At 38.3% G+C, this 25,883-nt stretch carries 21 protein-coding genes; 4 read left to right on the top strand and 17 right to left on the bottom strand.

Annotated elements, in window-relative coordinates:
• The first annotated feature begins 78 nt into the window (after positions 1–78).
• Positions 79–2,859, top strand: a complete 2,781-nt coding sequence (locus tag ACOVQQ_RS05115; RefSeq protein ID WP_421817236.1) for an AsmA family protein — start codon at positions 79–81, stop codon at positions 2,857–2,859.
• A gap of 431 nt (positions 2,860–3,290) precedes the next feature.
• On the opposite strand, the gene ACOVQQ_RS05120 is transcribed toward ACOVQQ_RS05115, so the two are convergent.
• Both ACOVQQ_RS05120 and ACOVQQ_RS05125 read right to left on the bottom strand, forming a co-directional pair.
• Positions 3,291–3,683 carry an ExbD/TolR family protein gene (locus tag ACOVQQ_RS05120; protein ID WP_094487033.1) on the bottom strand — a complete coding sequence of 131 codons (393 nt, stop codon included), beginning with the start codon at positions 3,681–3,683 and terminating at the stop codon, positions 3,291–3,293.
• A complete protein-coding gene (locus ACOVQQ_RS05125) occupies positions 3,673–4,395 on the bottom strand; it encodes a MotA/TolQ/ExbB proton channel family protein (RefSeq protein ID WP_421817237.1) in 723 nt (240 codons plus the stop codon). Before ACOVQQ_RS05125 ends, ACOVQQ_RS05120 begins: the two co-directional genes overlap by 11 nt.
• A 313-nt stretch (positions 4,396–4,708) precedes the next feature.
• Here ACOVQQ_RS05125 and ACOVQQ_RS05130 point away from each other — a divergent pair, with 313 nt between their 5' ends.
• Positions 4,709–5,827, top strand: a complete 1,119-nt coding sequence (locus ACOVQQ_RS05130; RefSeq protein WP_421817238.1) for a Fic family protein — start codon at positions 4,709–4,711, stop codon at positions 5,825–5,827.
• A 31-nt stretch (positions 5,828–5,858) separates the two neighbouring features.
• On the opposite strand, the gene ACOVQQ_RS05135 is transcribed toward ACOVQQ_RS05130, so the two are convergent.
• From ACOVQQ_RS05135 to ACOVQQ_RS05160, 6 genes are all read right to left on the bottom strand, one after another.
• The gene (locus tag ACOVQQ_RS05135) at positions 5,859–8,498 is read right to left on the bottom strand and encodes a hypothetical protein (protein WP_421817239.1); all 2,640 of its coding nucleotides are present in this window, start codon (positions 8,496–8,498) and stop codon (positions 5,859–5,861) included.
• A gap of 328 nt (positions 8,499–8,826) precedes the next feature.
• Positions 8,827–9,669, bottom strand: coding sequence for a GLPGLI family protein (locus ACOVQQ_RS05140; RefSeq protein WP_421817240.1), 843 nt, complete (start codon positions 9,667–9,669; stop codon positions 8,827–8,829).
• Positions 9,653–9,895 (bottom strand): hypothetical protein, encoded by a 243-nt coding sequence (locus ACOVQQ_RS05145; protein ID WP_298148335.1) that lies wholly within the window; start codon positions 9,893–9,895, stop codon positions 9,653–9,655. The genes ACOVQQ_RS05140 and ACOVQQ_RS05145 overlap by 17 nt, the downstream gene beginning before the upstream one ends.
• Positions 9,896–10,218: 323 nt before the next feature.
• Positions 10,219–10,701 (bottom strand): hypothetical protein, encoded by a 483-nt coding sequence (locus tag ACOVQQ_RS05150; RefSeq protein WP_421817241.1) that lies wholly within the window; start codon positions 10,699–10,701, stop codon positions 10,219–10,221.
• A complete protein-coding gene (locus ACOVQQ_RS05155) occupies positions 10,698–11,411 on the bottom strand; it encodes a hypothetical protein (protein ID WP_421817242.1) in 714 nt (237 codons plus the stop codon). Before ACOVQQ_RS05155 ends, ACOVQQ_RS05150 begins: the two co-directional genes overlap by 4 nt.
• Positions 11,412–11,414: 3 nt before the next feature.
• Positions 11,415–13,229 carry an AHH domain-containing protein gene (locus tag ACOVQQ_RS05160; RefSeq protein WP_421817243.1) on the bottom strand — a complete coding sequence of 605 codons (1,815 nt, stop codon included), beginning with the start codon at positions 13,227–13,229 and terminating at the stop codon, positions 11,415–11,417.
• A gap of 23 nt (positions 13,230–13,252) precedes the next feature.
• Between ACOVQQ_RS05160 and ACOVQQ_RS05165 the strand changes: the two genes are divergently transcribed.
• Positions 13,253–13,543: a helix-turn-helix domain-containing protein gene (locus ACOVQQ_RS05165; protein ID WP_421817244.1), complete on the top strand. Its 291-nt coding sequence runs from the start codon at positions 13,253–13,255 to the stop codon at positions 13,541–13,543.
• A 204-nt stretch (positions 13,544–13,747) separates the two neighbouring features.
• Here the strand turns inward: ACOVQQ_RS05165 and ACOVQQ_RS05170 are convergent, their stop codons facing one another.
• Positions 13,748–14,611 (bottom strand): sigma-70 family RNA polymerase sigma factor, encoded by an 864-nt coding sequence (locus ACOVQQ_RS05170; RefSeq protein ID WP_026707723.1) that lies wholly within the window; start codon positions 14,609–14,611, stop codon positions 13,748–13,750.
• Positions 14,612–14,958: 347 nt separating this feature from the next.
• Here ACOVQQ_RS05170 and ACOVQQ_RS05175 point away from each other — a divergent pair, with 347 nt between their 5' ends.
• The gene (locus ACOVQQ_RS05175) at positions 14,959–15,246 is read left to right on the top strand and encodes a hypothetical protein (RefSeq protein WP_421817245.1); all 288 of its coding nucleotides are present in this window, start codon (positions 14,959–14,961) and stop codon (positions 15,244–15,246) included.
• Here the strand turns inward: ACOVQQ_RS05175 and accD are convergent.
• The 8 genes from accD to ACOVQQ_RS05215 form a co-directional block, all read right to left on the bottom strand.
• Positions 15,220–16,074, bottom strand: coding sequence for an acetyl-CoA carboxylase, carboxyltransferase subunit beta (gene accD, locus ACOVQQ_RS05180; RefSeq protein WP_094486187.1), 855 nt, complete (start codon positions 16,072–16,074; stop codon positions 15,220–15,222). The genes ACOVQQ_RS05175 and accD overlap by 27 nt on opposite strands.
• 18 nt (positions 16,075–16,092) lie before the next feature.
• The gene (gene fbaA / locus ACOVQQ_RS05185) at positions 16,093–17,163 is read right to left on the bottom strand and encodes a class II fructose-bisphosphate aldolase (protein WP_421817246.1); all 1,071 of its coding nucleotides are present in this window, start codon (positions 17,161–17,163) and stop codon (positions 16,093–16,095) included.
• Positions 17,164–17,276: 113 nt separating this feature from the next.
• Positions 17,277–19,946, bottom strand: coding sequence for a carboxypeptidase-like regulatory domain-containing protein (locus ACOVQQ_RS05190; RefSeq protein WP_421817247.1), 2,670 nt, complete (start codon positions 19,944–19,946; stop codon positions 17,277–17,279).
• Positions 19,947–20,390: 444 nt separating this feature from the next.
• Positions 20,391–21,095, bottom strand: a complete 705-nt coding sequence (locus ACOVQQ_RS05195) for a GLPGLI family protein (protein ID WP_421817248.1) — start codon at positions 21,093–21,095, stop codon at positions 20,391–20,393.
• 44 nt (positions 21,096–21,139) lie between these two features.
• Positions 21,140–21,406 (bottom strand): hypothetical protein, encoded by a 267-nt coding sequence (locus ACOVQQ_RS05200; RefSeq protein WP_421817249.1) that lies wholly within the window; start codon positions 21,404–21,406, stop codon positions 21,140–21,142.
• A 350-nt stretch (positions 21,407–21,756) separates the two neighbouring features.
• Positions 21,757–22,023, bottom strand: coding sequence for a carboxypeptidase regulatory-like domain-containing protein (locus ACOVQQ_RS05205; RefSeq protein WP_421817250.1), 267 nt, complete (start codon positions 22,021–22,023; stop codon positions 21,757–21,759).
• Between the two features lie 179 nt (positions 22,024–22,202).
• Positions 22,203–22,946: a GLPGLI family protein gene (locus ACOVQQ_RS05210; RefSeq protein WP_421817251.1), complete on the bottom strand. Its 744-nt coding sequence runs from the start codon at positions 22,944–22,946 to the stop codon at positions 22,203–22,205.
• Positions 22,947–23,295: 349 nt separating this feature from the next.
• Entirely contained in the window at positions 23,296–25,848 is a 2,553-nt protein-coding gene (locus ACOVQQ_RS05215; RefSeq protein WP_421817252.1) for a BamA/TamA family outer membrane protein, read from the bottom strand.
• Between the last annotated feature and the right edge of the window lie 35 nt (positions 25,849–25,883).

Here is a 25,883-nt window from a genome sequence, read left to right on the forward strand (position 1 = left end):
TTTAAAGAGCCGCTCAAATCGAGCGGCTTTTTTTATTCTTTGTTTGCCGTTTAGAAACAGCCCGTTACCTTTGTAACGATGAAACTTCCCAAGATACTTTTAAAAATAATAAAGTACACTGCCGGCTCTTTTGTGTTGGTTTTGTTGCTCATGTTTTTGTTTCCGCTCCTTTTTCCCGAGTTTATCGAGAAAGAAGTAAAGGCGTATGCAAACCAACATATTGACGGTAAACTCGATTTTGAATCGAGCAGTTTGTCGTTCTTCAATCACTTCCCGTCGCTTACCTTATCCTTAGAGCGATTTAAGTTAAACGGTTCGGCGCCCTTTCAAGATCAGAATTTAGTTCGTGCTGAAGAAATCGCTTTTGGCGTCGATTTGTATAAGTTGGTATTTGAAAGTACAGTTGAAATCGATGAAATTTACGTCGAAAACCCTGAAATAAACATCAAAGTCGATACGCAAGGTCGCGCCAATTACAACGTCTATAAATCTGCTGAACCCACGTCGAAATCCGATTCTTCATCTACGGCCATTCGTTTGGAACACATCGAGATTAATAATGCAAAACTCGATTACGCCGACCAATCACTGAATTTCTTGTTTAATGCAGCAGGTTTTAATTATTTGGGAGTCGGAAACTTAAATCAAGCAGTTTTTGATTTGCAAACTACTGCTTCCATTCAAGCTTTGGATTTAGCATATGGTGGAAAACAGTATTTGAAAGACAAGAAAGTTCAGGCCGAGTTAATCACAAAAATTAATACCAACTCGTTGGCTTTTACTTTTGAAAAGAACGATTTGATCATCAATAAATTAGCCGTTCGATTTAATGGTTTGTTCGAGTTTTTGAACGACGGTTACTTTATGGATATTTCTGCTCGTGCCAGCGATTGCAATCTCGACGATTTGTTCTCGGCATTGCCGCCCGAATATACGCAATGGCAAAGCCAAACTACGCTCCAAGGCAAAGCCGACGTTGGTTTTTCTATAAAAGGAAAATATGCCGCCGCAACCAATACCAACCCGAATTTTAATTTTTTGTTTAACGTGAGAAACGGTTTGGTGAAAAGTAAATCGGCGCCCATGCCTATTGAAAACTTGAATTTTAAATTGTTAGTTTCGGCACCACAACTCAACTTTTCGCAAACCAATGTTTCTCTAAAGGATTTTAATTTCAAGCTTGGAAACGGTTTTGCAAAAGCCAATTATGTTTCTACAGGTATTGACCGGATTTTGATGAAATCGGATGTGCAAGCACGTTTTGATTTAAAAGATTTCTCCGACGCATTGAATTTAGATTTTGTGAAGTTGCGCGGTTTGCTCAAGGCAGAAGGAACCATAGCCGGTGTATACGAAGCAAGCAAATCGCTGATGCCGAAAACCGATTTTGATTTGAGTTTGAAAAACGGTGAGATACGAAGTAGTTACTACCCAAATCCGATTCAGAATATTAATATAGTTGCCGGAGTTTTTAACAAAACGCCCAAGTTAAGCAGCACCAAAGTTGATTTACGTAACATACAGTTTACGTTCGAAAAACAAGCTTTTACCGCTTCGGCTTTGTTTGTAAATCCGGAAGATATATCTTACAAAATTAAAGCTGCTGGCGCCTTAGACGTAGGTCGGATTGCGAAAGTTTTTAAAGTCTCGAATGTGGATGGATTTCTCGACATGAAGTTAAATGTATCGGGAGCAGCCTCGGCTATTGCAGCAAAGAAATTTGGCGCGTTGCAAAACGATGGTTATTTGAAAGTTCGGAACATCCGTTTGAAAGCGGGCATTCTGCCGTTGGATTTTAAGGTCGAGAAAGGCGATTTTTCTTTTGTGAAGAATCAGATGAAATTTGATGCGTTTACTGCTCGTTACGGTTCGTCGGAGTTGCGCATGAACGGACAGATTTTAGATGTAATTCCGTTTTTGTTTGAGAAAGATGCGGTGTTGAAAGGGAATTTCTTGTTTGAAGCCGATCAGTTGGTTGTGTCGGAATGGATGGTCGCAGCGCCGCAAACGCAAGAACGCGACACAGATACTGCAACCAAAGCCAAGACCGAAGCACCGAAAGCCAGTGGTGTAGTGGTAGTGCCCGCAAATCTGGATATTACCTTGCGTGCAAAAGCGCAAAAAATTGTTTATAACGATTTGAATCTGAACGACTTCTCTGGCGCCGTACATGCCGATCGCGGAACTTTGCGATTAGCCAAAACAGGTTTCGATTTAATTGGTTGTAAGGTGGCAGCTACTGGAACGTATAAAAACTTTGGAACGGAAAAAGCAGGCTACGACGTGCGACTTACCGCTTCGAATTTCGACATAAAGCGCGCATATAACGAGATAGAATTGTTTAGAACGGCTGCAAGTTCGGCAGAGAGTGCATCGGGTTTAGTATCGTTGGATTATCGATTGAACGGCGTATTAAACGAAAATATGGAGCCGATTTATCCGAGTATCGTTGGTGCAGGCTCGTTGACTTTAGAAGACATTAAAGTTAAAGGACTAAAGATGTTTTCGATTGTTGGAAAGAAAACGGGTTCGGATGCTGTGGCAAATCCGGATTTGAAAAAAGTTGTCGTAAAAAGCAGCATTCGAAACAACGTGATTACGATAGATCGGACGAAATTTGGTGCCGGATTGTTTCGTTTGCGATTTGAAGGAAAAACGAATTTTAACGGGCAGATGAATTTGAAACTGCGCGTTGGTTTGCCGCCTTTTGGTTTGATTGGAATTCCGTGCACAGTTCGCGGAACGAAAGACAATCCGAAGATTCGTTTTTTTAGTAAGAAAACCGACGAAACGGAAAGTGAAGCGCCCAAAGAATCGATGTTGATTAAGAACGATTCGTTGCCGGCAAAAGGAAACTAATTTTCGGTAACGATTGCCCTAGCCCGGATGGCAGCGAAAAACCCAAAGCCCAAAAAATACTAATTTACCAAGACGTGCGGGCGACCAGCGGAAGCCACGCTAAGCTTGTGTAAATTACGTTTTTTGGGCGCGGATTTGCAGCGAACAGCTGGTATAGCTTCTTTAAAATTTCAACTTAAGTAAAATCTTTTTGGAAATTGAAATATGATTAGATTTCGATTTTTGCGCGCTATTTTTTAAGCAGTTGTTTACTTTGTTGCATTTTTTTGAGAAACTTCGGTATCCCGAAGAAAATACGCCTTGTAATCAACTATTTAAATGTTTTCTAACTTTAATTTTTACATCAAACTCTCGTTAAATTACGTTTTTTTGGCGCGGATTTGCAGCGAACAGCCGGAATAGCTTCTGAAAATTCTAGAAATAAAAGAAATCTACTTCGCTGTAGCAATTACAAAATTGAGTTTGAGTTTTACACCGATTTGCATTACGTCGACCAAATCTTGCACTTTATTGTCGGCCGGGAGTCGCACTACCACTACTTTATCGCCTTTAAGCGTAGTTTGCTCTAAAAGTTTGTTTTCGAGTTCAGAGAAACTTACCTCAGTTTTATCGACAAAATAGCGTTGATCTTCGGTAACGGAAAGTGTGATATGATCTTTGTTCGTTGTTTCGTTTGATTTTGCTTTTGGCAAGGTAAGTTTAATCACGTTTGGATTCGCCAAGGTCGAGATAATCAAGAAAAACAGGAACAAAAAGAACATGATATCGCTGAGCGATGCCGTCGGAATTTCGGGATGAAATCGTCTATTTCGCTTAATTGCCATGTTGTGGTTCGTGAATAATGTTGATTAATTCAAGTGTTTGTTTTTCGACTTTAAGCGCAAAGCTGTCGATCCACATGTTGTACAAATGGTAAGCGGCGTAAGCCACAACCCCAACAACGAGTCCGGCTCCGGAGCTAATCATCTTTTCGTAGAGTCCGCCCGAAATGGTCTGAATATTCAAATTACCGGTGTTTGAAATGGTGTGGAAAATTTTGATTACACCGGAAATAGTTCCAATAAATCCGAGGATTGGCGCGATACCGGAGATGAGTCCGAGGTGACCAAGTCCTTTTTCCATTTGGGAAATTTCGACGTTTGCGGTTTTTTCCATGACCGACTCTATTTCGCTGATCGGACGTCCGATTATAGCAATTCCGCTGCGTAGAATATTTCCAGAGGCTGTATTTTGGCGGTTACAAACCATTAGCGCATTATCGATTTTACCGGCTTTTAATTGCGCTTTTATGTCGTGCAGCAGGAGCACGTCTTGTTTAGTGGCTTTTTTGATGGAAAGGTAGCGTTCTACGATTACGAAAATGCAATAAAATAGCAGGATAATGATTGGGATAATCATGATACCGCCCTTCATGAGGAACTCGAGGTAGGATACGTTTTCGGTTACACTAACATCGGTTGTGGCGGCAGCAGCGGCGGCATTTGCAAGCGTATCTGCAACAGTTTCGGTTTGCAATAAAATTGCGTTTAGGCTCATAAATTGTGTTTTTAGATCAAACGATTAAAACAAAAATACTCTAATTATTTTCCTTTCTACAAGTCATAACGATTGAAGTTTGCATTAATTGTGAACAGCTTTTTAAATGTATGCCGTTCGGTACACATTGGGTGCATTGTATGTATGCTCGTTTGAATGGGAAAATGTGCAACGAATACAGATAAAATTCAGGCATTTTATGCTTTGATTATGAGTTTTAATGGAATAATAATACACTTTGCGGCGAATAATTGCTTTAATAAATGCAAAAAATGCATCGAATAATTTTTTTACCGAGAAAAAATGAATATTTTTGGGGAAAGGAAGCGGTATGGGATTGTATATACATCAGTTGCGTGGTTGGCCAAAGTTTGCGTACGATGATTCGGAAATACTTCCGTTGCTAAGTCATGCTCGAAACTTGCAGGGCCGTTTGATGGGAAAGATGGAGGCAATTGGTTTTGATTTACAGTCGGCTGCCGTTTTGAATACGCTCACTTTGGATGTATTAAAAACTTCGGAGATTGAGGGTGAATATTTGGATCAGCATTTGGTACGTTCGTCGATTGCTCAAAAATTGGGAGTGGATATTGGCGGGAGTTTGAAGCTTGATAGAAACATTGACGGAGTTGTTGAAATGATGCTTGACGCTACGCAAAATTACCAAGAGCCGTTAACGCACGAGCGTTTGTTTATGTGGCATAAGTGGTTGTTTCCTTCGAAGCAAATAGGTTCTCATCGGATTACCGTTGGCGCTTACCGCACAGATGCCAGAGGTCCGATGCAAGTGGTTTCGGGTACTATAGGTAGAGAAACGGTTCATTTTGAGGCACCGGCGGCCGAATTCGTTCCGCGAGAGATGGAAGTTTTTTTGGAGTGGTTTAACAGCGATGAAACTCCCGATCAGGTTTTGAAAGCGGCCATGGCGCATTTGTGGTTTGTGACGATACATCCGTTTTCAGACGGCAATGGCCGGATCGGGCGTGCGCTTACCGACATGCTTTTGGCACGATCCGATTCGAGTTCGCAACGGTTTTACAGCTTGTCGGCCAGCATTCGAATTGATCGAAAAAACTATTATGAAATACTAGAGAAAACGCAAAAAGGCTCACTCGACATCACCGAATGGATGGTTTGGTTTTTGCTTTGTTTGGTAAATGCACTGAAGTTAACGGAGATTAATTTGAGTTTGGTTTTTGCGAAAGTAAACTTCTGGAAAAAACATGCCGAAACGATATTGAGCGAGCGACAAAAACTGATTATCAATAAAGTTTTAGACGGTTTTGAAGGAAAATTAACTTCGGAGAAGTACGCTAAAATTGGCAAATGTTCTAAAGACAGCGCGGTACGCGATTTGAATGATTTAATTGCCAAGAACGTCTTTGTAAAATCAGATAGCGGCGGCAGAAGTACTTCGTATTTGTTGGTGTGAGGAGGGTGGAATGATTTGAAAAGAATCTTAGTTAAAAACTGTAGTTCCACCCGACTGTAAATTGCCTCGGTCTTAGCGAAAATTGGTACACATTTACAATGTTGGCTAAGCTGTTTGTAGTAGTAAAAAAGTCGGTATCGAAGATATTTAGTAATCCGGCTGAAAAAAACATTTTGCTTGATGGTTTATAAAAAAATTGTGCATTGAAAAGTACGTTGGTGTCTGTATATTCTGTTTGCGAAGTGGTAGCGGTAGCCGCCTCAGTTCCGAAACTAATGCGAGTTACTTTACTGGTGTAAAAATCGAGTGTTGCCGTTTGAAACAAGGCTTTGTTATCTATCTGATTTATTTGCAGTAACGAGCTGCTGTAGAAAGCGTTTGCCTTGTAACCTGCTGCAAACCAAGTTCCTTTATCCCAACTGATTTCAAAATCAATGTTATGTGATTTGTTTCTGGAATTTAAGAATTCGTTGTTGAAGAATAGTTCGTTTTCGGTATATCTAAAATTGTAATTCAACGTTGCGCTGAATGAACCGAGAAAACTTTTACGAATTGTTGTACCTATGCGATAACTAAGAAAGGTATTTGGTCTTAGAATAACGTTATTAGTTATAAAACCGTTCGGATTTAGTTCACTGGCGAAGGTTACATCGGAGTTTGTTCGTTCCCAGCCCGCATTGATATTTATGTAAAAGCTTTGAAGGATATTATCGTAGTTTAAATAGGGATTTACAGATTGCGTTTTCGTTTTATTGATAAAGAATGGGTTTTGCGTTAGTGTATTGAAGCTGCTTAAAATTAATGACGGATATAAGTTTCTGAAGTCAGAAATAGCGTTATTAAGGACATAGTTGGCTCCTGCTGACCAAGTTGAATTGAATCTGTGCTTTACATTAAATCGAGGTTGAAAAAAGAAGTAGCTTTTATTTAATTGCAAATTGCTGTTGGCATTTTCGTTGGCTTGAACGTTTATAAAGTCGCTTGCAAACGTCCAAGAAATACGTGTTTTGCCGAAGGTTATATTCGACTTGAGTTCGGTAGTAGAAACGGTTCTATTGAATTTAAAGTCGCCTGTAAACGGAAATACATTGATTTCAGTTGTCGGCTGTTGTTGAAGTGCACTATTGAATTGAAAGTGTTGATAGTTTACGTTTTGTTTTACTTTCCATTCCATTTTTGCAAATGTAAATTGGTATTCTGCGAAAGCGCCCGCATTAAATCGGTTCAATTGAATTTCTTGTCTTGTTTGTGCGCTTGAAGAAGTTGAATTGAATAGCGCTTCAAAGACTGGAGGAGCAACTAACAAATTTTCATCTTTTTGCTCGTAATCCAATACTAGACCTGTTTCAATCATTTTGTTTTTACCAAGGGCTTTTTTGAAATTTAGGTTGTTACTTAAAAAGAAATCACGGCGATTGTAGTTTGAAAGAATTTCAACGTTATTTAAATTGCTATTTTCATTTCCAGAGTTGTCTATCAGTTTGATGTTAAAATTATTTTTGAGATAATAGTTTTTCTTGTTGATTTCCAGATTATTTCCGGTTTGAAATCGCTGTATTCTGAGTTGATTTTTACTCATATTTACATTGGTATTAGTAGCATCGTTTGCTAAAAACGACGTTGTAATTTTGCTTTCAATGCTACTTAACTCATTCACATAATTGGCGTTCCACTTTACCAAAGTTGAGTCGTTTACTTTATACAAGGCGTCGTTGGTGATTACTTTCGAATCGTTGTCGAGCCAAAACTTATCGGAAATAGCTACTCCATTGATGTTCGGTGGATTGATTATTTGAAGCTCTTCAAGTTTGAGTGCGTATAAATTCAAATTGTCGTATTGCAAATCGGCACCTACATTTTTTAGTGTTTTCCCGATGTTATTTACTTTCAGAGAACCGATGTTCTGAAATTTATTTTTAAGATAGATCGGTGTAGCGTCGGCGTTTGCGGTAAGAAACGGAACTCCAATTTCGGTTTTGAGTGTACCGAAGAACGCATCAACACCGTCTTTAATTTTCAGATTTAAGGAAACTTGATCACTTTCAGTTCTACCTATGTCGATACGTTTGTGATGGTGCTTTTTCATCACATCAATAGTCTTTACGGCATTAGCAGGGATACCTTGTGTAGCAATGCTGTATCGGCCTTCGAGTAAATCAACACCATTGATATACAAATGACTAATAGGCTTTTCGTTGTAAGTGATTTGGCCGTTTTCTTTAACAATTATACCCGGAATTCGTTTAATGACATCTTCAATCGTGTAATCTTTTTCCGACTTTATACCTTCCACATTATACGATAATGTATCGCCTTTTACTTCTAGCTTGCTTTCTTTTTTAATTATGACTTCGTTTAACTCGTTGATTTTCTCCGTAAGCTTGAAGTTTTGAATGCTACTTTTTGCAGAAATTTTGATTAAAACCGATTCATAGCTGAAGTGTTTCACAGCAAGATAAATAGAATCGATTTTGGAGGTATTTTCGAGGTTTATTTCAAAGGATCCGTTGATTGTAGAAGTATCATAGGCTAAGATTTTATCGAGCGTATTGTCTGTGCTTACAGTTAATATGCAACCTTGAATTGCCTCATTTTTCTCATCTGTGATTGCTCCTTTGATTGTAATTTGCTGACTATACATAGAAAATGGCACCCCAAATAGAGATGCCAAAACAATTAATTTGTAAAATACTTTTACTAGTAGCATTACAATTATTCTCTTTCAGAAGGTTTTTTCATGTTTTTTAGCGAATGAGTTAAAGAAACGACGATTTTCTTTCTCTTAGGCAATAACCTGCTCTATTTTTAGTATTTTAGAATGTTAAGAATCTTGCTTTAACTAAGATTCATAAAATTACCGAAAACCGCAGATTAAAATTATTTGTTTTCAAAAAACAAGAGATTTTATCTTAACACTCGCAGTTATCTATTGTTGTGGCAATTTTCTTATAAGTGTAAGAGTATAATTATTAAAAGCAATTTTAGCGCAGTCTTTAAAACTAAGGTTCATTTAACCGTTCAATAGAATTGATTACATTTCTTACTTCAGCAGCTCGTACTGGTTCACCAGTGGCACTTTCAAGCTGAATATTTCCGCCCGCGGAGTCATCTCGATTCATAAACTTTATTTTTTCGTCTAAGCTCATTTCGTTAAACTTTTTTCGCAGGCGATAAAATTCATTAGCTTCAATACTTACAGTTGGTCTATTGTCTTCGTTGAAGAAATAAATTTCAAACTTTTTATTAAAATCAAAATAACCTTTTTTGAACTCATTTAGAGTAAAGTCAAAAGTTTTTTCTGAGTCAAAAATTCTCAAAATTAAACCTGGAAGCCCTTTAAATTTATAAGGCCCCGCAGATATTGGTATATCTGGCGCGTACCATGCTGTCCAATTTCGTCCATAAAAATCTAAAGTTGCCTTTTTACACTTATAATTACCAATTAGCGTATCGTTTTCATGCAATTTCCAATTAAGTTGTATTTTATTTGAAAATTTATAAGTGTCACTGCCAATCGCTTCGTAGTGCATAACCTCATTGTTTTGCAAATAGATTAAATAATAAAACGGTAAAACGTTCATCATTATTTCGTCCACAGTGAGTTGTCGTTCCTCTTGTATCGTAGCGAAATTCACCATTTGATCAAACGTAAACAGAGACTCTTTGCCGTTACAAAGTAAAACAGTATTGGTTGTTTTGTAAAACTTAGAGGAAACAAATTTTTTGTAAGCGAAAGTGTAGGTTGCTTTAAATGAAGTACTTGGGCTTGATTTTTGCCCAAGTACATTCATCGAAATTAAGCAGAAAATTACACAGTAAAGCTGCCTATTCGCAAAGTGCATTCGAAACGGCTAATAGTTCACGAACATTTGGCTTTCTTCGCATAGTACCATTTGATTTTATCAAATTGGCAACATCAACTTCTAGATAGCCTGTGTAAGGAATTTCTACAGAAACGCACCAGCTTCCACATGCGTTAGTTAACAACGTGGACTGTTCATTACACTGTGCGTTAGAAGTAGTCGCAAAACCAATTACCGCAAAAAGGGTAAAAAATAGTTTTTTCATAAGTTAAAATTTTAAAGTTATACAGCGAATGTAATCAATATTAGTTGTATTTCAACGCGCACTGTATAATTTAACATTTATGAGTCCTTTTATGTCATTTTTTGGGGATTATAGTGAATCTAAGTTAACTTATGTATCAAAATAACCTATTAAACGAATGAATTTATTTTCTCGAAAAGCGATTGTGAAATATTTGTTTATAACCAATACTTTATTTGTATAAGCAGCTAACAAGCTTATTATCTCTTGTGAAATAAAATAGAACTTAAAAGTCGATTTTATGAAACCGCTGTGCGTTGCAAAATGAGCCAGAGTTTACTGGTTTATTTTGCTAACGAAATAAACATTTTACAGCCTAATTCGAACCAGTTTTCGCCTTTTTTGACAAAAATTAGTCGTACATCAAGAGCGTTTCCAATAAAGCCAATTCCTATACATTCTTCTTCACTCTCAGTTTTGTATTTTTTAAGAATGTCTTGTTGAGGAACAGAAGTACCGTGTTTAACTAGGTAAGCAGCTGTAAGCACGCGTCCACGCGGATCGGCATTTGGATTCATATAATTAACATAACCCAATTGCTGATACAAACTATCGTTACCAAATTCAGAAACTGATTCTTCAGGGTCATAATTCTCATTAAAATTGTCCTTCGTAATACCTATTAATTTCGGAATTTCATGATACGCTAATTCAGCTTGTTCTACGATGCTTAGTGGTTTTTCTTGAATTTCAACGAGTAAATTACTGAGTTTTTGATTTTTTGAAATCCATTTCTGCAGTTGTTCTGAGGAAACTTCGTTTTTCATGTACCGTAAATTTTTTCTCTTTCCTCACTGGCGTACCATTCATTGAGCGAATAATGTGTGGGTTGGAATTCTATACCAGTAATTCCTGCGTTGACAAGTGCCGTTTTTAAGCGGTCCGAGACAATGTATTTGATTGAGCCGTAAGTATATCTGATAAAAAAGAAATCTAGATTTTCGGAATTAGAGATTGCAAGATTAATTATAGAGATTTTGCCTTCTAAGTTTTTTTCTTTCAAATCTTTTAAAAAGGTATCTAAATCTGAATAACTAACTTCTTTGTAATCGCTTAGGCCTTCAGTATTTATAAAGCGTTGCTTTATCTTTGAATTTTTAAAGTCTATAAGTTCTAGTTTTGATTGTCTGATAGTTAACAAATTGTATTTGTATTGCAATTTGGAGTGCGTTTCTACTGATATTGGAAGTACATCAAAATGTTGACATCTAAAGTCTTTTAGTATTTCCATAAACTTATCAGATACAATTAATTTGTACATAAACTCACCCATGTAGCCGAAGATATGATCGGTTAGTTTTGTTTTCTTGAAAAGTAAGATCTTTGGAAGAATGAACTCCGATGAAACGTCGATTTCGTAATGGTTTTTTAATTTTTCTTGGAATTTAAAGGATTCAGTCGAATACACTAATTGGTCGATTTGAGGCTGATTTCCAATAATTTTCAAGTCGGTAGGATGTTGAATGTAGTAAAACATAAATTAGAATTGTAACTGATTAATTGTCACATTGGGGTTTGCATTTATTGCCGCTCGAATGTCATTAATTACAGACAGAACTCCTTGATAGGCTTCGGCAGGTGTAGCATTAGCTGGTATTTCTGCTGTTAATTTTTGGAAAACTCTGTTAGTATAATTTGTATGTGCGCCATTATTATGCCTAATTTGTGAAACGGGTATTCCATTCAAAGCGGTATCTAAATGAAAACCTTGATTCGTCGCTGCTTGCGCTGCTTTTTGTATTGCAGGATGGTAATAAAGAGCTCTTGGTATGATATGATGGGCAATTCTTGAGTCTCCAGCAACCATATTTAACTTTTTTCTAAAAGCAGCTTGGTTTCTACCTCCAAATGTAATTATATTATCGGTTTGTCTTACAATATACATTAGTCTATCTGCTCTTCTTGCAAATTTTACCCCTGCTGAAAACCAGCCAACAAATGGAATTGCACTTGCGTAACTAAGTGCTGCATTTACTCCATCACCTTCAATCGTATAAATTACCCCATTAGCTATATCACAAACTTCTCCAAATCCTGGTGCTAAACCACCTAAATCTAAAATGATGTGAGCGGTTTCAAGCATAGCGCGGGCATAAATTTGGCGGTCAGATAAGTTTGGATTTTCATGGCGAATTAGCGCACATTGCGTGCTAAATATCCTCATTCCATGCGTAAACCAAAATATCGGGTCAGTTACCAAATTTTGATTATTATTTACAAAATCGTTAATAATGTTGGAGTTCGATGGATCTAAAAAATAGCCTGCGTTTTCCGCATAAGCAATAGAATTCGCCACCAACTTCAACTCATTAGCATCTTCAGCTTCTAAAGTAACACAGGCAGCCAAAGCCTCGGCTGAGATATTCGTTATTTCGTTATTTGATAGTAATGATAGTAAGTTGGAGAAATTCCTTTTATTATAATCATTGAATCTTGCGAGTAGTTCGCTCATCATTTCATTATAAGTATGCGGATTACTATTCGCCCATTCCTTTTGTTGGTAGTCCAGTGAATTCCAAAATTCTTGACTTCTACTTATTTGTGTATAGGCAGGGTCTCCCGGAGCAAATAAGTTAGGTGCAAAAACAAATCCCCTTGGATCACTTACAGTGAGTAAAGGATTCATAGCAGGGCTACCGCCACCGCCTCCACTACTATTATTATTTGGTGTAGGAGCAATAATTTGCACTGCGATGTCTGGTAACACTACAAATTCATTTCCCCATGTAACACATAGTAGACATTCGTCGCATACTCCAGCTGCACAATATCCAGTATGAGTACAGTGAAAGGCAACAGGAACTCTAATCATTACTGAACGATTTAGTTCTACACTATTGTAAATTTCTCGAACAGTTCCTTCAATTACTTTAGACGACCCTGCAATTAAATCACTCCAGTTAGAGTCAGTTGGAGAGAATTCTATTAAGCTGTATTGCCAGTCACCTAAATCATAATATACAACCAAGTTATGTATGCTTCTGGATTTGATGATGCTGGGTAAGACACGAAAACTATAATTATAACGGTCGTTTACAGCCGTTTTCTTTACAACAGACCAGTCAATTTCAAAATCATCTGTGTCGATGCTGTCTCGACCACGCATCATCGCACCCGTTGCGTTTTTTGGGATTTTTAAAATTTTAGGAAAGTCAGTTATGCCTGTTTCCTCTTTAAACTGCTCGATACTGATTTCATTTTTGTTTTCAGAATGACTTTCATGCAATTCTGTGTCTTCACAACTCCATAAAAAAGCTGTAAAAATGAACAGTGTCCATAAAATTAGTTTTTTCATAAAAATGGTTTTGGTTGCCATATATGGCATTAATAATCACGAATATAAAAAAGAATTTTACTTGTCAGATATGGCAAGTGAAAAAAAGTGATTTTAATATAGCCCTCGGAAAAACAATTAAAGAAGTTCGCACAGCGCTACAGTTGAGCCAACTTGACGTGGCTAGTAAAATTGACGGTGAGTTTGATACAACAAATTTATCTCGAATTGAATCCGGAAGAATAGCAACGACAGTTTATACATTAGACCGTATATGCCGTGCTATGGGTATTTCACTTGAAGATTTTTTTAAGACCCACAGCCAACTTAAATGATTTATTTGGAGTAAAAAGTAGTTTTTAAGGTTTTTTAAAATCTCGCAATCCCACAATCTTGTAATCTTTTAATCTTGTAATCTCCCAATCTCGCAATCTCCCAAAAAACAAAACTCCGGTAATCAGCCGGAGTTTCAATCATCAATCAAAAAACGAACAGTTAATCAGACTGTTGTTCGCCGTAAAAATCGTAAAACTTACGAGTTATCCCAAATAAGTTTTTAAAATTTTGCTTCTTGAGGTGTGTTTTAAGCGTCTGATTGCTTTTTCTTTAATTTGGCGCACGCGTTCGCGAGTTAAATCAAAGGTTTCACCTATTTCTTCTAAAGTCATCGGATGTTGGTCGCCCAAACCAAAATACAAGCGCACTACATCGGCTTCTCTTGGTGTTAAGGTTTCTAACGAGCGCTCAATTTCGGTACGCAACGATTCGTGAATCAGTTCGCGATCTGGATTTGGCGACTCGCCCGAACGCAATACGTCGTACAAGTTCGAATCTTCACCTTCAACCAAAGGTGCATCCATCGAGAGGTGACGACCAGAGTTTTTCATCGACTCCTTTACGTCGTTTACCGTCATGTCGAGTTCTTTGGCAATTTCCTCGGCACTAGGCGGACGCTCGTTCGATTGCTCCAACAAGGCGTACATTTTATTAATTTTATTAATCGAACCAATTTTGTTTAGCGGCAAACGTACTATACGCGATTGCTCGGCCAAAGCTTGTAAAATCGATTGTCTGATCCACCAAACGGCATACGAAATGAATTTAAATCCACGTGTTTCGTCAAAACGTTGTGCGGCTTTTATCAATCCTAAGTTTCCTTCATTAATTAAGTCCGGAAGTGTAAGTCCTTGATTCTGATATTGTTTAGCAACCGAAACCACGAAACGCAAGTTGGCTTTGGTAAGCTTTTCTAACGCGCGCTGGTCGCCGGCTTTAATCTTCTGTGCCAATTCAACTTCCTCATCAGCGGTAATCAAATCAACCTTTCCGATTTCTTGTAAATACTTGTCTAACGATGCAGTTTCCCGATTGGTAACCTGCTTGGTAATTTTGAGTTGTCTCATTTTTTAACTCCTTGCTGTTATGGATACAATGCTTTTACGCACGGTCCTCGCAAAAAGTTACACACAGCCAAAAATTTCTGCCAAATTATTTCAGAATTAAACGTAAAGTTCTGATTATGTTATGTTTATTTTTTGGGCAATCCGCTGCGGCAATAGTGGAAATTCCGTACACCGCAGCGTCGCGCTTTTTGCTGCAAGGGTTCGCAAACAGCTGCGGCGCACCGGCGGTTTTGCGTGCTTCCGCTGGTCGCCCTTAAAACTCGCAGTGCGCACGCGCTGTTTTTTGTCCCCTTTCCGCGTCAATCGCTATTGCGGCGTATCGTTTCCAACGGAAGTTTATCCAAAAAATGTATTTCACCATGATTTTCAGTGAATTCGTTTTTTTTGCGCACTTCTTTCGCGTTAAGGACAGTAGCGGCATCCCCAAAAACGGGCTGGGAGTGGGGTTGAGGTTTTTGGGATATAGCGAATGGCCTGACCGGCGGTTTTTTGCGGCTGTGCCCTTAGGCCTGCCGGAAAAAAGTGCGGGGAACGCCCAAAAAATCAGAGAACGTTTTATGAATGGAAAGCTCGTGCAAAAAAAATCGACTCTAGAGAGTCGATCGTTTTTATCTAATTTCTTGATTTTGAATTAAATCAATGAAAAGGTTAATTTTGTTTTTGAGTTCTTTTCGCTGAACGATGAAATCGAGGAAACCGTGCTCGAGCAGGAATTCCGACGTTTGGAAACCTTCGGGTAAATCTTTTCCAGTGGTGTCTTTTACGACACGCGGACCTGCAAAACCGATTAAGGCTCCCGGCTCGGCGATATTCACGTCGCCCAACATGGCGTACGAAGCAGTAGTTCCGCCCGTAGTTGGATCGGTACACAACGAGATGTACGGCAATTGCGCTTCGGCCAACTGTGCCAATTTAGCCGATGTTTTGGCGAGCTGCATCAACGAATACGCAGCTTCCATCATGCGCGCGCCGCCCGATTTAGAGATCATCACAAAAGGCAAACGGTTTTTGATGGCGTAATCGATACCGCGGGCAATTTTTTCGCCAACAACCGCACCCATCGAACCTCCGATGAAGGCAAAATCCATACAGCAAACCACCAAGTCTTTACCTTTCGACTTACCAACGGCAGTGCGCACGGCGTCTTTCAATTTGGTTTTTTCCTGTGCGTCTTTGAGTCGATCGGAATATTTTTTCGTGTCGAAAAAGTGCAACGGATCTTTAGAAGTCATGTTCGCATCGAGCTCTTTAAACTCGTTGTTGTCGAACAAGATTTCGAAGTATTCTTTACTTCCGATACGCACGTGAAAGCCGTCTTCGGGGCTTACGTATAAGTTGCGAGCGAGTTCATCGGCGTCGATAATTTTTCCGGTAGGCGATTTGTACCAAAGTCCTTTCGGAACGTCTTTTTTATCTTCTGTAGGCGTTTGAATTCCCTTTTCTGTTCTTTTAAACCATGCCATAAGACGAGAATTTTAGAATTAAGCGAGGGTGTTTACGTTATTTAAGTCGGCAAATGCTTCTTCCAAACGTTTGATGAAAGTTACTTCGCCTTCGCGAACCCATTTACGCGGATCGTAGTGTTTTTTGTTTGGTGCGTCGTCGCCGGTTGGGTTTCCGATTTGCGTTTTCAAATAGTCGATGTTGTTGACCATATAATCGCGAATTCCTTCAGTGTAAGCAAATTGCAAATCGGTATCGATATTCATTTTCACCACACCGTAGCTAATTCCTTCGCGAATTTCTTCGAGTGTTGAGCCTGAACCGCCGTGAAATACGAAATCAACAGGATTGTGACCGGTATTGAATTTATTTTGTACGTAATCTTGCGAATTCTTTAAGATTTTCGGCGTTAGTTTTACGTTTCCTGGTTTGTACACGCCGTGCACGTTTCCGAAAGCGGCTGCGATGGTAAAACGCGGACTCACTTTCATCAATTCTTCGTAAGCGTACGCTACTTCTTCTGGTTGGGTGTACAGTTTAGAGCTGTCTACATCTGAATTATCAACGCCGTCTTCTTCGCCACCTGTAATTCCGAGTTCGATTTCGAGCGTCATATTCATTTTGCTCATGCGAGCGAGGTATTCTTTACAGATTTCGATGTTTTCGTGAAGTGGTTCTTCGGAAAGATCGATCATGTGTGAGCTGAAAAGCGGTTTTCCGGTAGCTGCGAAGTGTTTTTCGCTGGCGTCTAGGAGTCCGTCGATCCAAGGCAATAATTTTTTCGCACAGTGGTCGGTATGAAGAATTACGGTTGCTCCGTATGCTTCGGCGAGTGTGTGAATGTGAAGCGCTCCGGCGATTGCTCCGGCGATTGCCGACTTTTCGTTTTCGTTTTTGAGGCCTTTTCCGGCGTTAAACTGGGCGCCTCCGTTAGAAAATTGAATAATTACAGGTGCTTTTAACTTAGCAGCTGTTTCGAGTACGCCGTTTATGGTACTAGAACCTACTACGTTTACTGCAGGTAAGGCAAAGTTTTTTTCTTTTGCAAGCTTAAAAATTGCTTGAACTTCATCTCCGGTAGCTACGCCAGCTTTAATGTTGTGCGCCATTATTCAGGTCTTTTTAGGTTAAGGTTACAAAAGTAAGAAAACCGAATCGAATGGCAGATGCTGGGATGCCGAAAATGTGTCGAAGCTACAAACCAACAATAACTTCGAATAATTTATAACTTGTAGCTTATCGAAAGCATTACAATTCTTGGCAGCACAAACACTTCGTTTTCGCTGATCATAAAATCGGAGAAGTTGTAGGAGAATTTGGACTGGATGTTGAACAAGTTGTTGGCTTTGATTTCGTAGCTAAACGCCTTGTTTTTTCGTTGGTAGCGAAGGGAAGTATTTGCTAACTCGAAAGCGTTACGTTGCCCGGTGTTGTTGGTGTTTTGGAGGTATTGGTAATCGAAATTAAAGATAAAACTTTTGAAAAAGGTGTGTTCAAACGAGCCATTCCAGGTGTCTGAAAAGAAATCGGCGCGAGTGATTCCTGAAAACTGACTAAACGTCTTGCTATATCCCACTTCGATAACGGGCCACTTTTTGTTTGAAGTGCGTATCGACAGACCGAGTATTTGATTGTTTCTTTGATTTTCGGTTTCAATAGCGTTGAGTTCTTGCAAATAATCAAACCAAGAGAACGCCGCATTGGCTTTTACCGTGAATTTGTATATTTTTTTGGAAATCGAGCCCGATAATCGGTAGTTTGTTTCAGGGTTATCGGTGAGAACAGGTGTTGTAAACTGATTGATTCCTTGCAGTTGTACTTCGTTTCGGAGCGTTCGAACTTTTTTATTAAAAGACGCAACTGCATTTAGAAACAAACCGCGATACATACTCATTTTGGTATAGATAACCGTTGCGTTATGAAAGCGCTCGTTATTAAGAAGTGCGTTACCTTTAAATACTGCGTTGTAATTTTGGAGCACAAATCTATCGGCAAATTGCGTTACATCGGCAAACGTATTTCGTAGGCTATAATTACCACTAAGCGATTCGGCTGTATTGAAATCGTAGGTTAGGTTTAGTTGTGGCTGCGGCAGCGCTTTGGTTAGCTGTTGTTTCCCGCTTTCTTGTTCGGTTTGCAGCGTAAAATGATGCCAAAACAAGGCAGGCCTTCCTGTTAGTTTCCCGATTTTGAATTTGTATTCGAGTCCAACTTTTGCCTCGTTAAGTTGGTAGGTAATGTTATTTCCAAAATTAGCGGTCGAGAAATCGTTTATACTTCCGTTGGGTAACAGTTGTTTTTCGGCTGTGGTAAATGAAGCGTTTGTATAGGTGTTTCCGAAAATGGTATATAAATGATTGAAGTTATTGAAAATGTGATATTGCTTGAACAACACATCGACGGTGTTGTTGGTTTGTTGTTTTATTTGATTGATCTGGTAAGCAGTGTCGGTTTGCAGCGGAATGAGTCCTTGTAGAAATTGGTTGTTCGTAAACCAGGTGGTTTGGGGTGTTGTTTTTTCGTAGGTATGGTTGATAACGAGCGTACTGGTATTTTTATCGCTGTGGTTTTTGTGCCATTCAACAAATTGTTTGACAGAGGCGTTATCGGCATCGGCCAATGTCAAAAAGTTCGTGTTTGCTAAATTGGTTTGCGAATTGAGGGTATTTTGGTTGTTGTTTTGCGAGGCATCAGCGTGGATGTTATAGTACCATTTTTCTTTTTTGGAAGGCGAATAATCCAATTTTGCATTAAGTAAACCTAAGGTGTTGGTTGTACTATTTTTTTGCAGCAGATTTTCAAAAGTTAAAGAGTCGTTTTTTAGATATTGGTTGTTTGTTGTTGATTGTGCGGCTAAAAATGTTTTAGAGAATATTCCGAAACCAATGATATCCAATTTGTCGGTTGCTTGAAGACTATAATTTAGAGCAGCGAATTGCGATTTATTTTCAATGACATCGGTGTTTTCGTTTGTGAAGTCGTATAGATTTGTGAGTGTTGGTTTGTTACTGAGAAAGGTACTTACGCCGCCTTGAAATCGCATTAAATCTTCGAAACTGAATGTGCTTTTGCCGATGTTGTTATTATCGCCAATAAAGCTAAGGTTCATTTTCGGGCTGTAATAAAAGAGTCCGGCGTGAAGCAAGTTGTAGTTGGTTTTACTGCCAACGGAAGAAGCAGCTTCGAGGTCGCCAAAAACGAATTTTTTCTTGTCTTCTTTGAGTTTTACGTTCATAGCGAGTTCGTCGCTGTCGGAAACTTGTTTGAGTGCACCAACTTGGTTGAAGTGATCGATAACTTCAATTTTATCGAGTGCGTCGGCGGGTATGTTTTCCACGGCGAGTTTGCTTCCGCCACCGAAGAAAGATTTGTTTTCAACGAGCATTTGCGTCACGCGTTTTCCTTGCACGGTTACGTTTCCGTTTTTATCGACTTCAACGCCGGGTAGTTTTTCGAGAACTTCGCGCATTTTACGTTCGTTACCATTGGCAAAGGCTTTAACGTCGTAGATAAGTGTATCTTTCTTAACAACTATGGGCTTGTAGTCGTAGTTTATGACTACTTCTTTGAGAGTTTCGCCAGTTCCTTGGAGTTTAAAATTCAGGCTTTCAGGATAGGAAATGCCATCGAGTTTTATGATTTGTTCTTTGTAACCCATGTAGGAAACGGAGACATCGTAAGGAACGCCGGTTTCTAATTCGATTTTAAAACGTCCTTTATTATCGGCAATGGCGAATTTAATGGCAGGTTTCTCGGTTAGCGATTTAGCTAAGACGTTGGCGTTTTCGAGGGGTGTATTTAGGGTATCGGAAACTATGCCTGAAATAATCTTGGTTTGGGCGAAGGATAGTTGGATTGATAAAAGAAAAAGGAAGAAGACAACTTTTGACATTAAATAATATTTTCGAGCATAGAAATGAAAACTCACATCTGACTTCTTCCCTTTTTTGTGAATCAACTCTTACCGACCTTCCTCTAAAGATTTCGAAGTACTTTTTGAAGCTGATTTCATTAGTGTTTATAGAAGACTCCAGTTTTTCTGTTGTAACAATAACGTCTTTTGAAATTATTTATTTTAGAAAGACACTAATTAAATGCGGTACAAAAGTATCGATAAAAAATTCGGCTAATAAAGGAAAAGTTAGATCTTTTTGTTGTTTGGGTAGTGAAAGAGAAACGGTTTAATATTGTAGTTTGTTGGTAGTACATTTCTAAACATCTGGCAGTGTTTAATTCGTTAGCTCAAATCAGTGCGGTAGGCAATAACTAATTTTAAGTCTTTTTTTATTTTAAATAAGCATGAGGCTATTAAGTTCCAAATAAATAATCTGTAGTATTATTTACCTTCCATTTCCTCTCGGATGGATTTTATAAATTCCTCGTAAGTCATGAAAGTTGCCTTATCGAAATTCTTTGGTTTCACACTTTTATGTTCTTTCGCAATTATTGATGTTGCACCGAAAACCGCATTTCGAACATGAAGTTCAAGAATAAGACCAGGTAACTTGCCATATCCATTTGGTCCGTGTTGAAAGGGCAGGTCAGGACAAAACCATGCAATAATTGGGAAATCGTATTTCTGGCTCCCATTATCTAAGCTCAAAGTGCTAGTTGCTTTGTAGCAAAGGTAGTTTTCAATCTTTTTTGTCTCTGTCGTTACAGTCCAATTTGTGTCCATTACCTTAGAAACGTAAACATTGTTCCCTGCAAGCGGTGAAGAGCGATAAACTTTTTCGTTAATGCAATAAACAGGACCGCTGTAACGTAAAAAAGGGTAAATACTTTGTCTCTCGGAGTCGGCCATTCCCTTTTGATCTGTTGGATTTATATAAAAATATGATTCATTGTTTACGATCTCCAAAGTGAAAGTCAAAAATTTTGCATTTTCGAGCGCATTATCATACATGCGAGCTAGTTCTGTGTGAGAAGTAGACATAGTTTTGTCGGAAAATATATTTGCGCTATAGATAACGCTTACATTACCGCTTTGCGAGAAAACTGCGAAACTAAAAAATATACTAAGGATAATTGCTTTGAACATAGTAAAAACCCGCCATATGATAGGCGGGAGTGTTTTGAGTTCTTTTATAATTTTCTAATCGGCTGTATTGTCTTCGACCCTAAGCAGTTAAAGTATACTGAATAGCTTGCCTGTCTTGCAAACTCAGGGTCGCCAAACATCGAAAGAGCTGCGCTGTAAGCTAAAAAACGTTCTAATTCGCAATCTCGTTCTGGGGGAGTTAGTTTCACAATTTTTTTATCGGATTTAACTTCTTCAATTCTTTTATCATCGGAAGCAAATCCAAAAACACCAGAGAGTAGCAATAAAATGCTTAAAAATAGTTTTTTCATAATTATCAGTTAAAAATATTAAATAAAATAAAAAGTTGGTTAACCGATAGCAAATAAAATAAAAAAAATAAGCGAGGCAAATAAAAAAAGTAACTTTAACAAAAATAACAGTAACTTTATTGAAAGTTAGTCTATGAACTCTTTGTTGGGCTGGAAGCGTTTTAACAGAAAATTCACTCACGGTTAAGTAGGAAATTGCAATTTAAATTCACCTAAAAACACACTAAAAATGTCTAATGAGTTTCATACAAGATTTTTCAAAAGGCAAAGTAATTCATTTATTGCTATTTTATTATAACTTTTTTGACCGTTTCGCATGTTCCGTGCTGCTATAGATCCAAGCTATCAGTTTAAGAAATGCCATCCAGTTTAATAATTTGTTCTTTATAACCAATGTAAGAAACGGAGATTTCATAAGGTACGCCTTTTTGGAGTTCGATTTTAAAACGCCCATTATTATCGGCAATAGCGAATTTAATCTCCGGTTTTTCGGTTAGCGATTTTGCAAGTACGTTGGCGTTTTCGAGAGGTGTATTTAGGGAATCCGAAATAGTGCCAGAAAGCGCTTTTGTTTTGGCACAGAGTCTTTTGTGAAAGACAAAAAAACACGAGAACAAAAAGATTCGCCCCAGTTAAAAAGGAAAACAATTTTATCTTCTGACTATTTAATTGTTCAAATTTCAAAACACTTCAGAATTTTCTGTTGGGATAAGCGTTGTATAACTTCCAATTTAACAAAAAGTAATACTAAAATTCGGAGCTAATACCTGTCGCAGAGGGAAGCTATCTTTTTTATTTACTGTTTGCTCAATTCTTTGAGTGTTTCAAACCGCTTCTTAACTACTTCTAAATATTGATTACGCGATAATACAGATTTACCTTTAGGAATAATGAATTCTGTTTCGGCGACTTCTTGAAAACGGATTTCTTCGAGGACAAAGGCGGCGTTTTTTTCTTGTAACTCAATAATAAGGCCAGGTAAGCCACCGTATAAGCTGGGTCCGTAGGGAACAGGTATTTCTGGGCAAAAATAAGCGGTTACCTTTTCAGTTACTGTTCGATCACCCATATTAACTTCTTGGGTAGTGGTGGCTTTATAGCATTTGTAATTTCCAATTTGTTTAAACTCGTCTGAAATACTCCAGTTGTAAGCAAGCGCTTCCTCAATGACAAATTCATTTTTATCAAAGAGTAGTTTGTTTTCTTTAACTTCAATGAGCACCCTTTTCTTGTGAGCATCAATGGCAATCAACTTATCCGCTCCCGCGAGGCTTCGAATGGTATTCAAAGTTACTTGGTCAATACCAGGATTTGGGATTTCATTAAAATTGGCAATATCGTTTCTGTATTTGAGCTCAAAGCGAACGTCTTTAGCAGCGTCAACAGCATTTCTTAAAAGAAGAAATTTTTTGTCTGCTTCCAAAGCTTCAGGTGGCAAGTTTAAATAAATTTTATACACGGCCACTCCCGAACTTTGTGCGTTTGCGACAGCAGCAAAGAATGCAAATAACAGTGAATATACAGTTTTTGGTATTTTCATTAGTAAGTGTGAACTTATTAAATGCGTTTTTTCTTTAAGAGCTTAATTTATTTGTAATTTATGGTTGCTGAAAAAAGCAGCTGTCAAAAACGTGATTTTATTCAACTAATCTTTAAAGCAGGATATTTTTAAGCTTAATCCGCGCTCAAAATCATAAAAATCAGCGGATATAACGTTTTATTTGTAACGATAATCTACTAAGTATTTTTCTTTTTTCCGTCCTTTTTTAATTCATCCGAGTAATTACTCATATTACGCCAAAAGAAGGTTCGTACTTGAAAGAATTTTTTCAACCGAAATTATATTAATTAACGTTTGATAGAAATTTTTTTTGCGTTTTAATTTATCCTTAAAACGGATAATTAATCCCTATGTTTATAACCATATTGGCAAGATTATAGTCGCGGAACCAGCGATTGTTGTACGCTTCTGCGGGATTGTATGTTTTGAAACCAAAGTCGGTTCGAAAAACAAAAAAACTAAAGTCGTAACGCAAGCCGAAACCAGAGCCTACAGCAATGTCTTTTAGCGATTGTAATCCTTCGAATTTGCTTTCGGCTAACGTAGCGTCGTCCAAAACATTCCATATATTTCCTGCATCTACGAAAACGGCGCCTTTAAATTTATTCACAATTTTAAAACGCAATTCGGCATTAGCCAGTATTTTCATATTTGCTTCGTTGAAGTCGTTGCGAGCGCCGCTGCTCCCCGGACCTAAACGGTAGGGTTGCCAAGCTCGTATGTCGTTTGAACCTCCGGCAAAGTAGCTTCGCGAAAACGGAATATTAGTTGAATTTCCGTACGGAACGGCCATCCCGAAAAAGGTGCGAATGGCAAATACTTTTTCGCGTCTTAAATCCCAATGCTTAATAAATTCAAATTCACCTTTTGCGTACTGCGAAAATTCGACACCAAAAATTTGCCTTCCTGTAGATTGTGCATTGAGCTGATTTGCCGTTCCCGCAAATAGCGAAAGTACATTTCCAGCAGATTCAGCTTTAAAGCGTATCGTAAAAAAGTTGTTGTCAACTAAATTGGATTGTGTAGTGCGACTGTAACTGTAGCTTGATGCAAGGATAAGGTTGTTTTCTGTTAATCGACGCCGACGCTCTTCAATACTTCTTACCTCTCTGTAATCGCGATCCGTAGGCAGTAAGCTGGTTTGGTTATTGAGTACGTCGTTTGTAAACCCTGTGGTACCGATCGGAATGAGTAAATCGCCACTCGACGGAGAGAAATAACTGTCGTTTGTACTCGTGTTTTGCGCAATTCTGTTAAGCGCTGCATAGCTCGAACGATATACGTTGAAATAATTACCAATGTTTACATTGTTTACATACTGAACGTTGAAAAGGTCGAATCGCGCTGTTTTGTTTCGATTCGGAATCCAATTATAGGTCATAGATCCAGTAAAGTTTTCTTTGTCTAGACCAATATTTCTCTGTTTGGCAAAACCCAAATTAATGCTCGTAGTTGGCAGCATGCTTTTGGGGATAATTTTTTCTGTTTTGAAAGGAAATAAGATGCGTGGAAATGAAAGTCGGCTATCGATACCGTATTCCGAAATATTAAAAAAGGTGTTATCTGGATTTGCTAAATCCGTAGAAGAGCCAATGTTTCCGCGCATGGCAATCAACAAAGTTTCTGCGCCATTAAACACATTTCGAATGGTAACTGAAGTTGAGGCGGCGATACCAAAATCTTGTACGTTAGAGTGTGTTACGTCAAGCGACGCAAGAAAGTGGAACTTATCTTCAGGTGTAAGGAAAACATTCGCAATCAATTTGTTTTCTGATTTTGGATCAGCTTTAAATTGAAGGGTAGGTTGTTTGAAAATTTTGAGATTGGTTAATGATCGTGTCGTTAAATTTGCTCTGAAATCGGCATATTCAGATCCTGGATTTAAGAATATGGCATCAGTGATTGCTTTCGGGCGGTATTTCAATTTATTAAAACTGAAAATCGTAAAACCTTTGTATTTGATGCTGTCTTTTATTTTGGAAGATTCTTTGTCTTTCGGACGATCTGTATAAACATTCACCTCACTAATGGTATACAGTTTAAACGGACGCGTACTCGTTGAGTCGCCTTCCCGAATAGATTGGTCGTTAATAATCAGTTTTACGTAGGTTTTGCCTCCGGTGTTTATCGTATCAATATCGTAAATGATATTGCTTTGTTGAAATTCGAGTGCTCCATGATTTCTGAAGTAGGTAGTGATGCGGTTTCGTTCGGCATCAAAAATCTCGGCGTCGAACGGCTCACCGACTTTTAATAATGCTTGATTGGATATTTGACGATACAGCGAATCGAGTGCAGGAGTTGAAATTTTGTGCGTTAAACTATCAATGGTCGCTCGTTTTCCTCGATTTATCGTATAGGTTACGCTACCTTTTTTCTTGCCAACTGTATCGATTTTGGTAGTAATCTTATTTCTGAAATAGCCTTTGTTACTCAAGTAAATTTGCAATCGCTGAACGGATTTTTCGGTTCGTTCCTTTTTAATGATAACGGGAGCTTCGCCGGTTCTTTTCAAAAATTTATCTAAGCCGCTATATAAAAACGATTTTCCGCGTCGGGTCACCTGTTTTGCAGAGAAAATTTTTGCTTGTCGCTTAAATTTCGCTGGATTGTTGAGATATTTTGCACGATACGAGGAATCAGGATTTTTTTTAGCGACGTTATACATCTGTAAACGAAGTTTGTAGCCAAGGAAATTGCTGTTTGGTTTTTGGTAAAGCAATTCTTCCAGTAACTCGTCTTTGGATTTTTTACCATCCACGATTATGGTGTTTTTTGTGAGCAACAAATCGCCTTCTTTTACGCGTTTCGTGCTGTTGCAACCGCTAAAGATTGCAAGCGCTAAGAGAAATACCGTTATTTTTGCGATGCCTGCTTTCAAAAGTGCCAATTAACTAACCAAAAGTACATTATTTC

The organism is Flavobacterium sp., from assembly GCF_049240005.1.
GTDB lineage: Bacteria > Bacteroidota > Bacteroidia > Flavobacteriales > Flavobacteriaceae > Flavobacterium.

Bases quoted from the DNA above. Each gene is read 5' to 3' on its own strand.
- ACOVQQ_RS05195 (WP_421817248.1), bottom strand. From the start codon at position 21,095: ATGTTCAAAGCAATTATCCTTAGTATATTTTTTAGTTTCGCAGTTTTC.
- fbaA (WP_421817246.1), bottom strand. From the start codon at position 17,163: ATGGCGCACAACATTAAAGCTGGCGTAGCTACCGGAGATGAAGTTCAA.
- ACOVQQ_RS05150 (WP_421817241.1), bottom strand. From the start codon at position 10,701: ATGAAAAACGAAGTTTCCTCAGAACAACTGCAGAAATGGATTTCAAAA.
- ACOVQQ_RS05120 (WP_094487033.1), bottom strand. From the start codon at position 3,683: ATGGCAATTAAGCGAAATAGACGATTTCATCCCGAAATTCCGACGGCA.
- ACOVQQ_RS05165 (WP_421817244.1), top strand. From the start codon at position 13,253: ATGGCATTAATAATCACGAATATAAAAAAGAATTTTACTTGTCAGATA.
- ACOVQQ_RS05125 (WP_421817237.1), bottom strand. From the start codon at position 4,395: ATGAGCCTAAACGCAATTTTATTGCAAACCGAAACTGTTGCAGATACG.
- ACOVQQ_RS05190 (WP_421817247.1), bottom strand. From the start codon at position 19,946: ATGTCAAAAGTTGTCTTCTTCCTTTTTCTTTTATCAATCCAACTATCC.
- ACOVQQ_RS05170 (WP_026707723.1), bottom strand. From the start codon at position 14,611: ATGAGACAACTCAAAATTACCAAGCAGGTTACCAATCGGGAAACTGCA.
- ACOVQQ_RS05115 (WP_421817236.1), top strand. From the start codon at position 79: ATGAAACTTCCCAAGATACTTTTAAAAATAATAAAGTACACTGCCGGC.
- ACOVQQ_RS05155 (WP_421817242.1), bottom strand. From the start codon at position 11,411: ATGTTTTACTACATTCAACATCCTACCGACTTGAAAATTATTGGAAAT.
- ACOVQQ_RS05210 (WP_421817251.1), bottom strand. From the start codon at position 22,946: ATGAAAATACCAAAAACTGTATATTCACTGTTATTTGCATTCTTTGCT.
- accD (WP_094486187.1), bottom strand. From the start codon at position 16,074: ATGGCATGGTTTAAAAGAACAGAAAAGGGAATTCAAACGCCTACAGAA.
- ACOVQQ_RS05200 (WP_421817249.1), bottom strand. From the start codon at position 21,406: ATGAAAAAACTATTTTTAAGCATTTTATTGCTACTCTCTGGTGTTTTT.
- ACOVQQ_RS05160 (WP_421817243.1), bottom strand. From the start codon at position 13,229: ATGAAAAAACTAATTTTATGGACACTGTTCATTTTTACAGCTTTTTTA.
- ACOVQQ_RS05140 (WP_421817240.1), bottom strand. From the start codon at position 9,669: ATGCACTTTGCGAATAGGCAGCTTTACTGTGTAATTTTCTGCTTAATT.
- ACOVQQ_RS05145 (WP_298148335.1), bottom strand. From the start codon at position 9,895: ATGAAAAAACTATTTTTTACCCTTTTTGCGGTAATTGGTTTTGCGACT.
- ACOVQQ_RS05175 (WP_421817245.1), top strand. From the start codon at position 14,959: ATGTATTTCACCATGATTTTCAGTGAATTCGTTTTTTTTGCGCACTTC.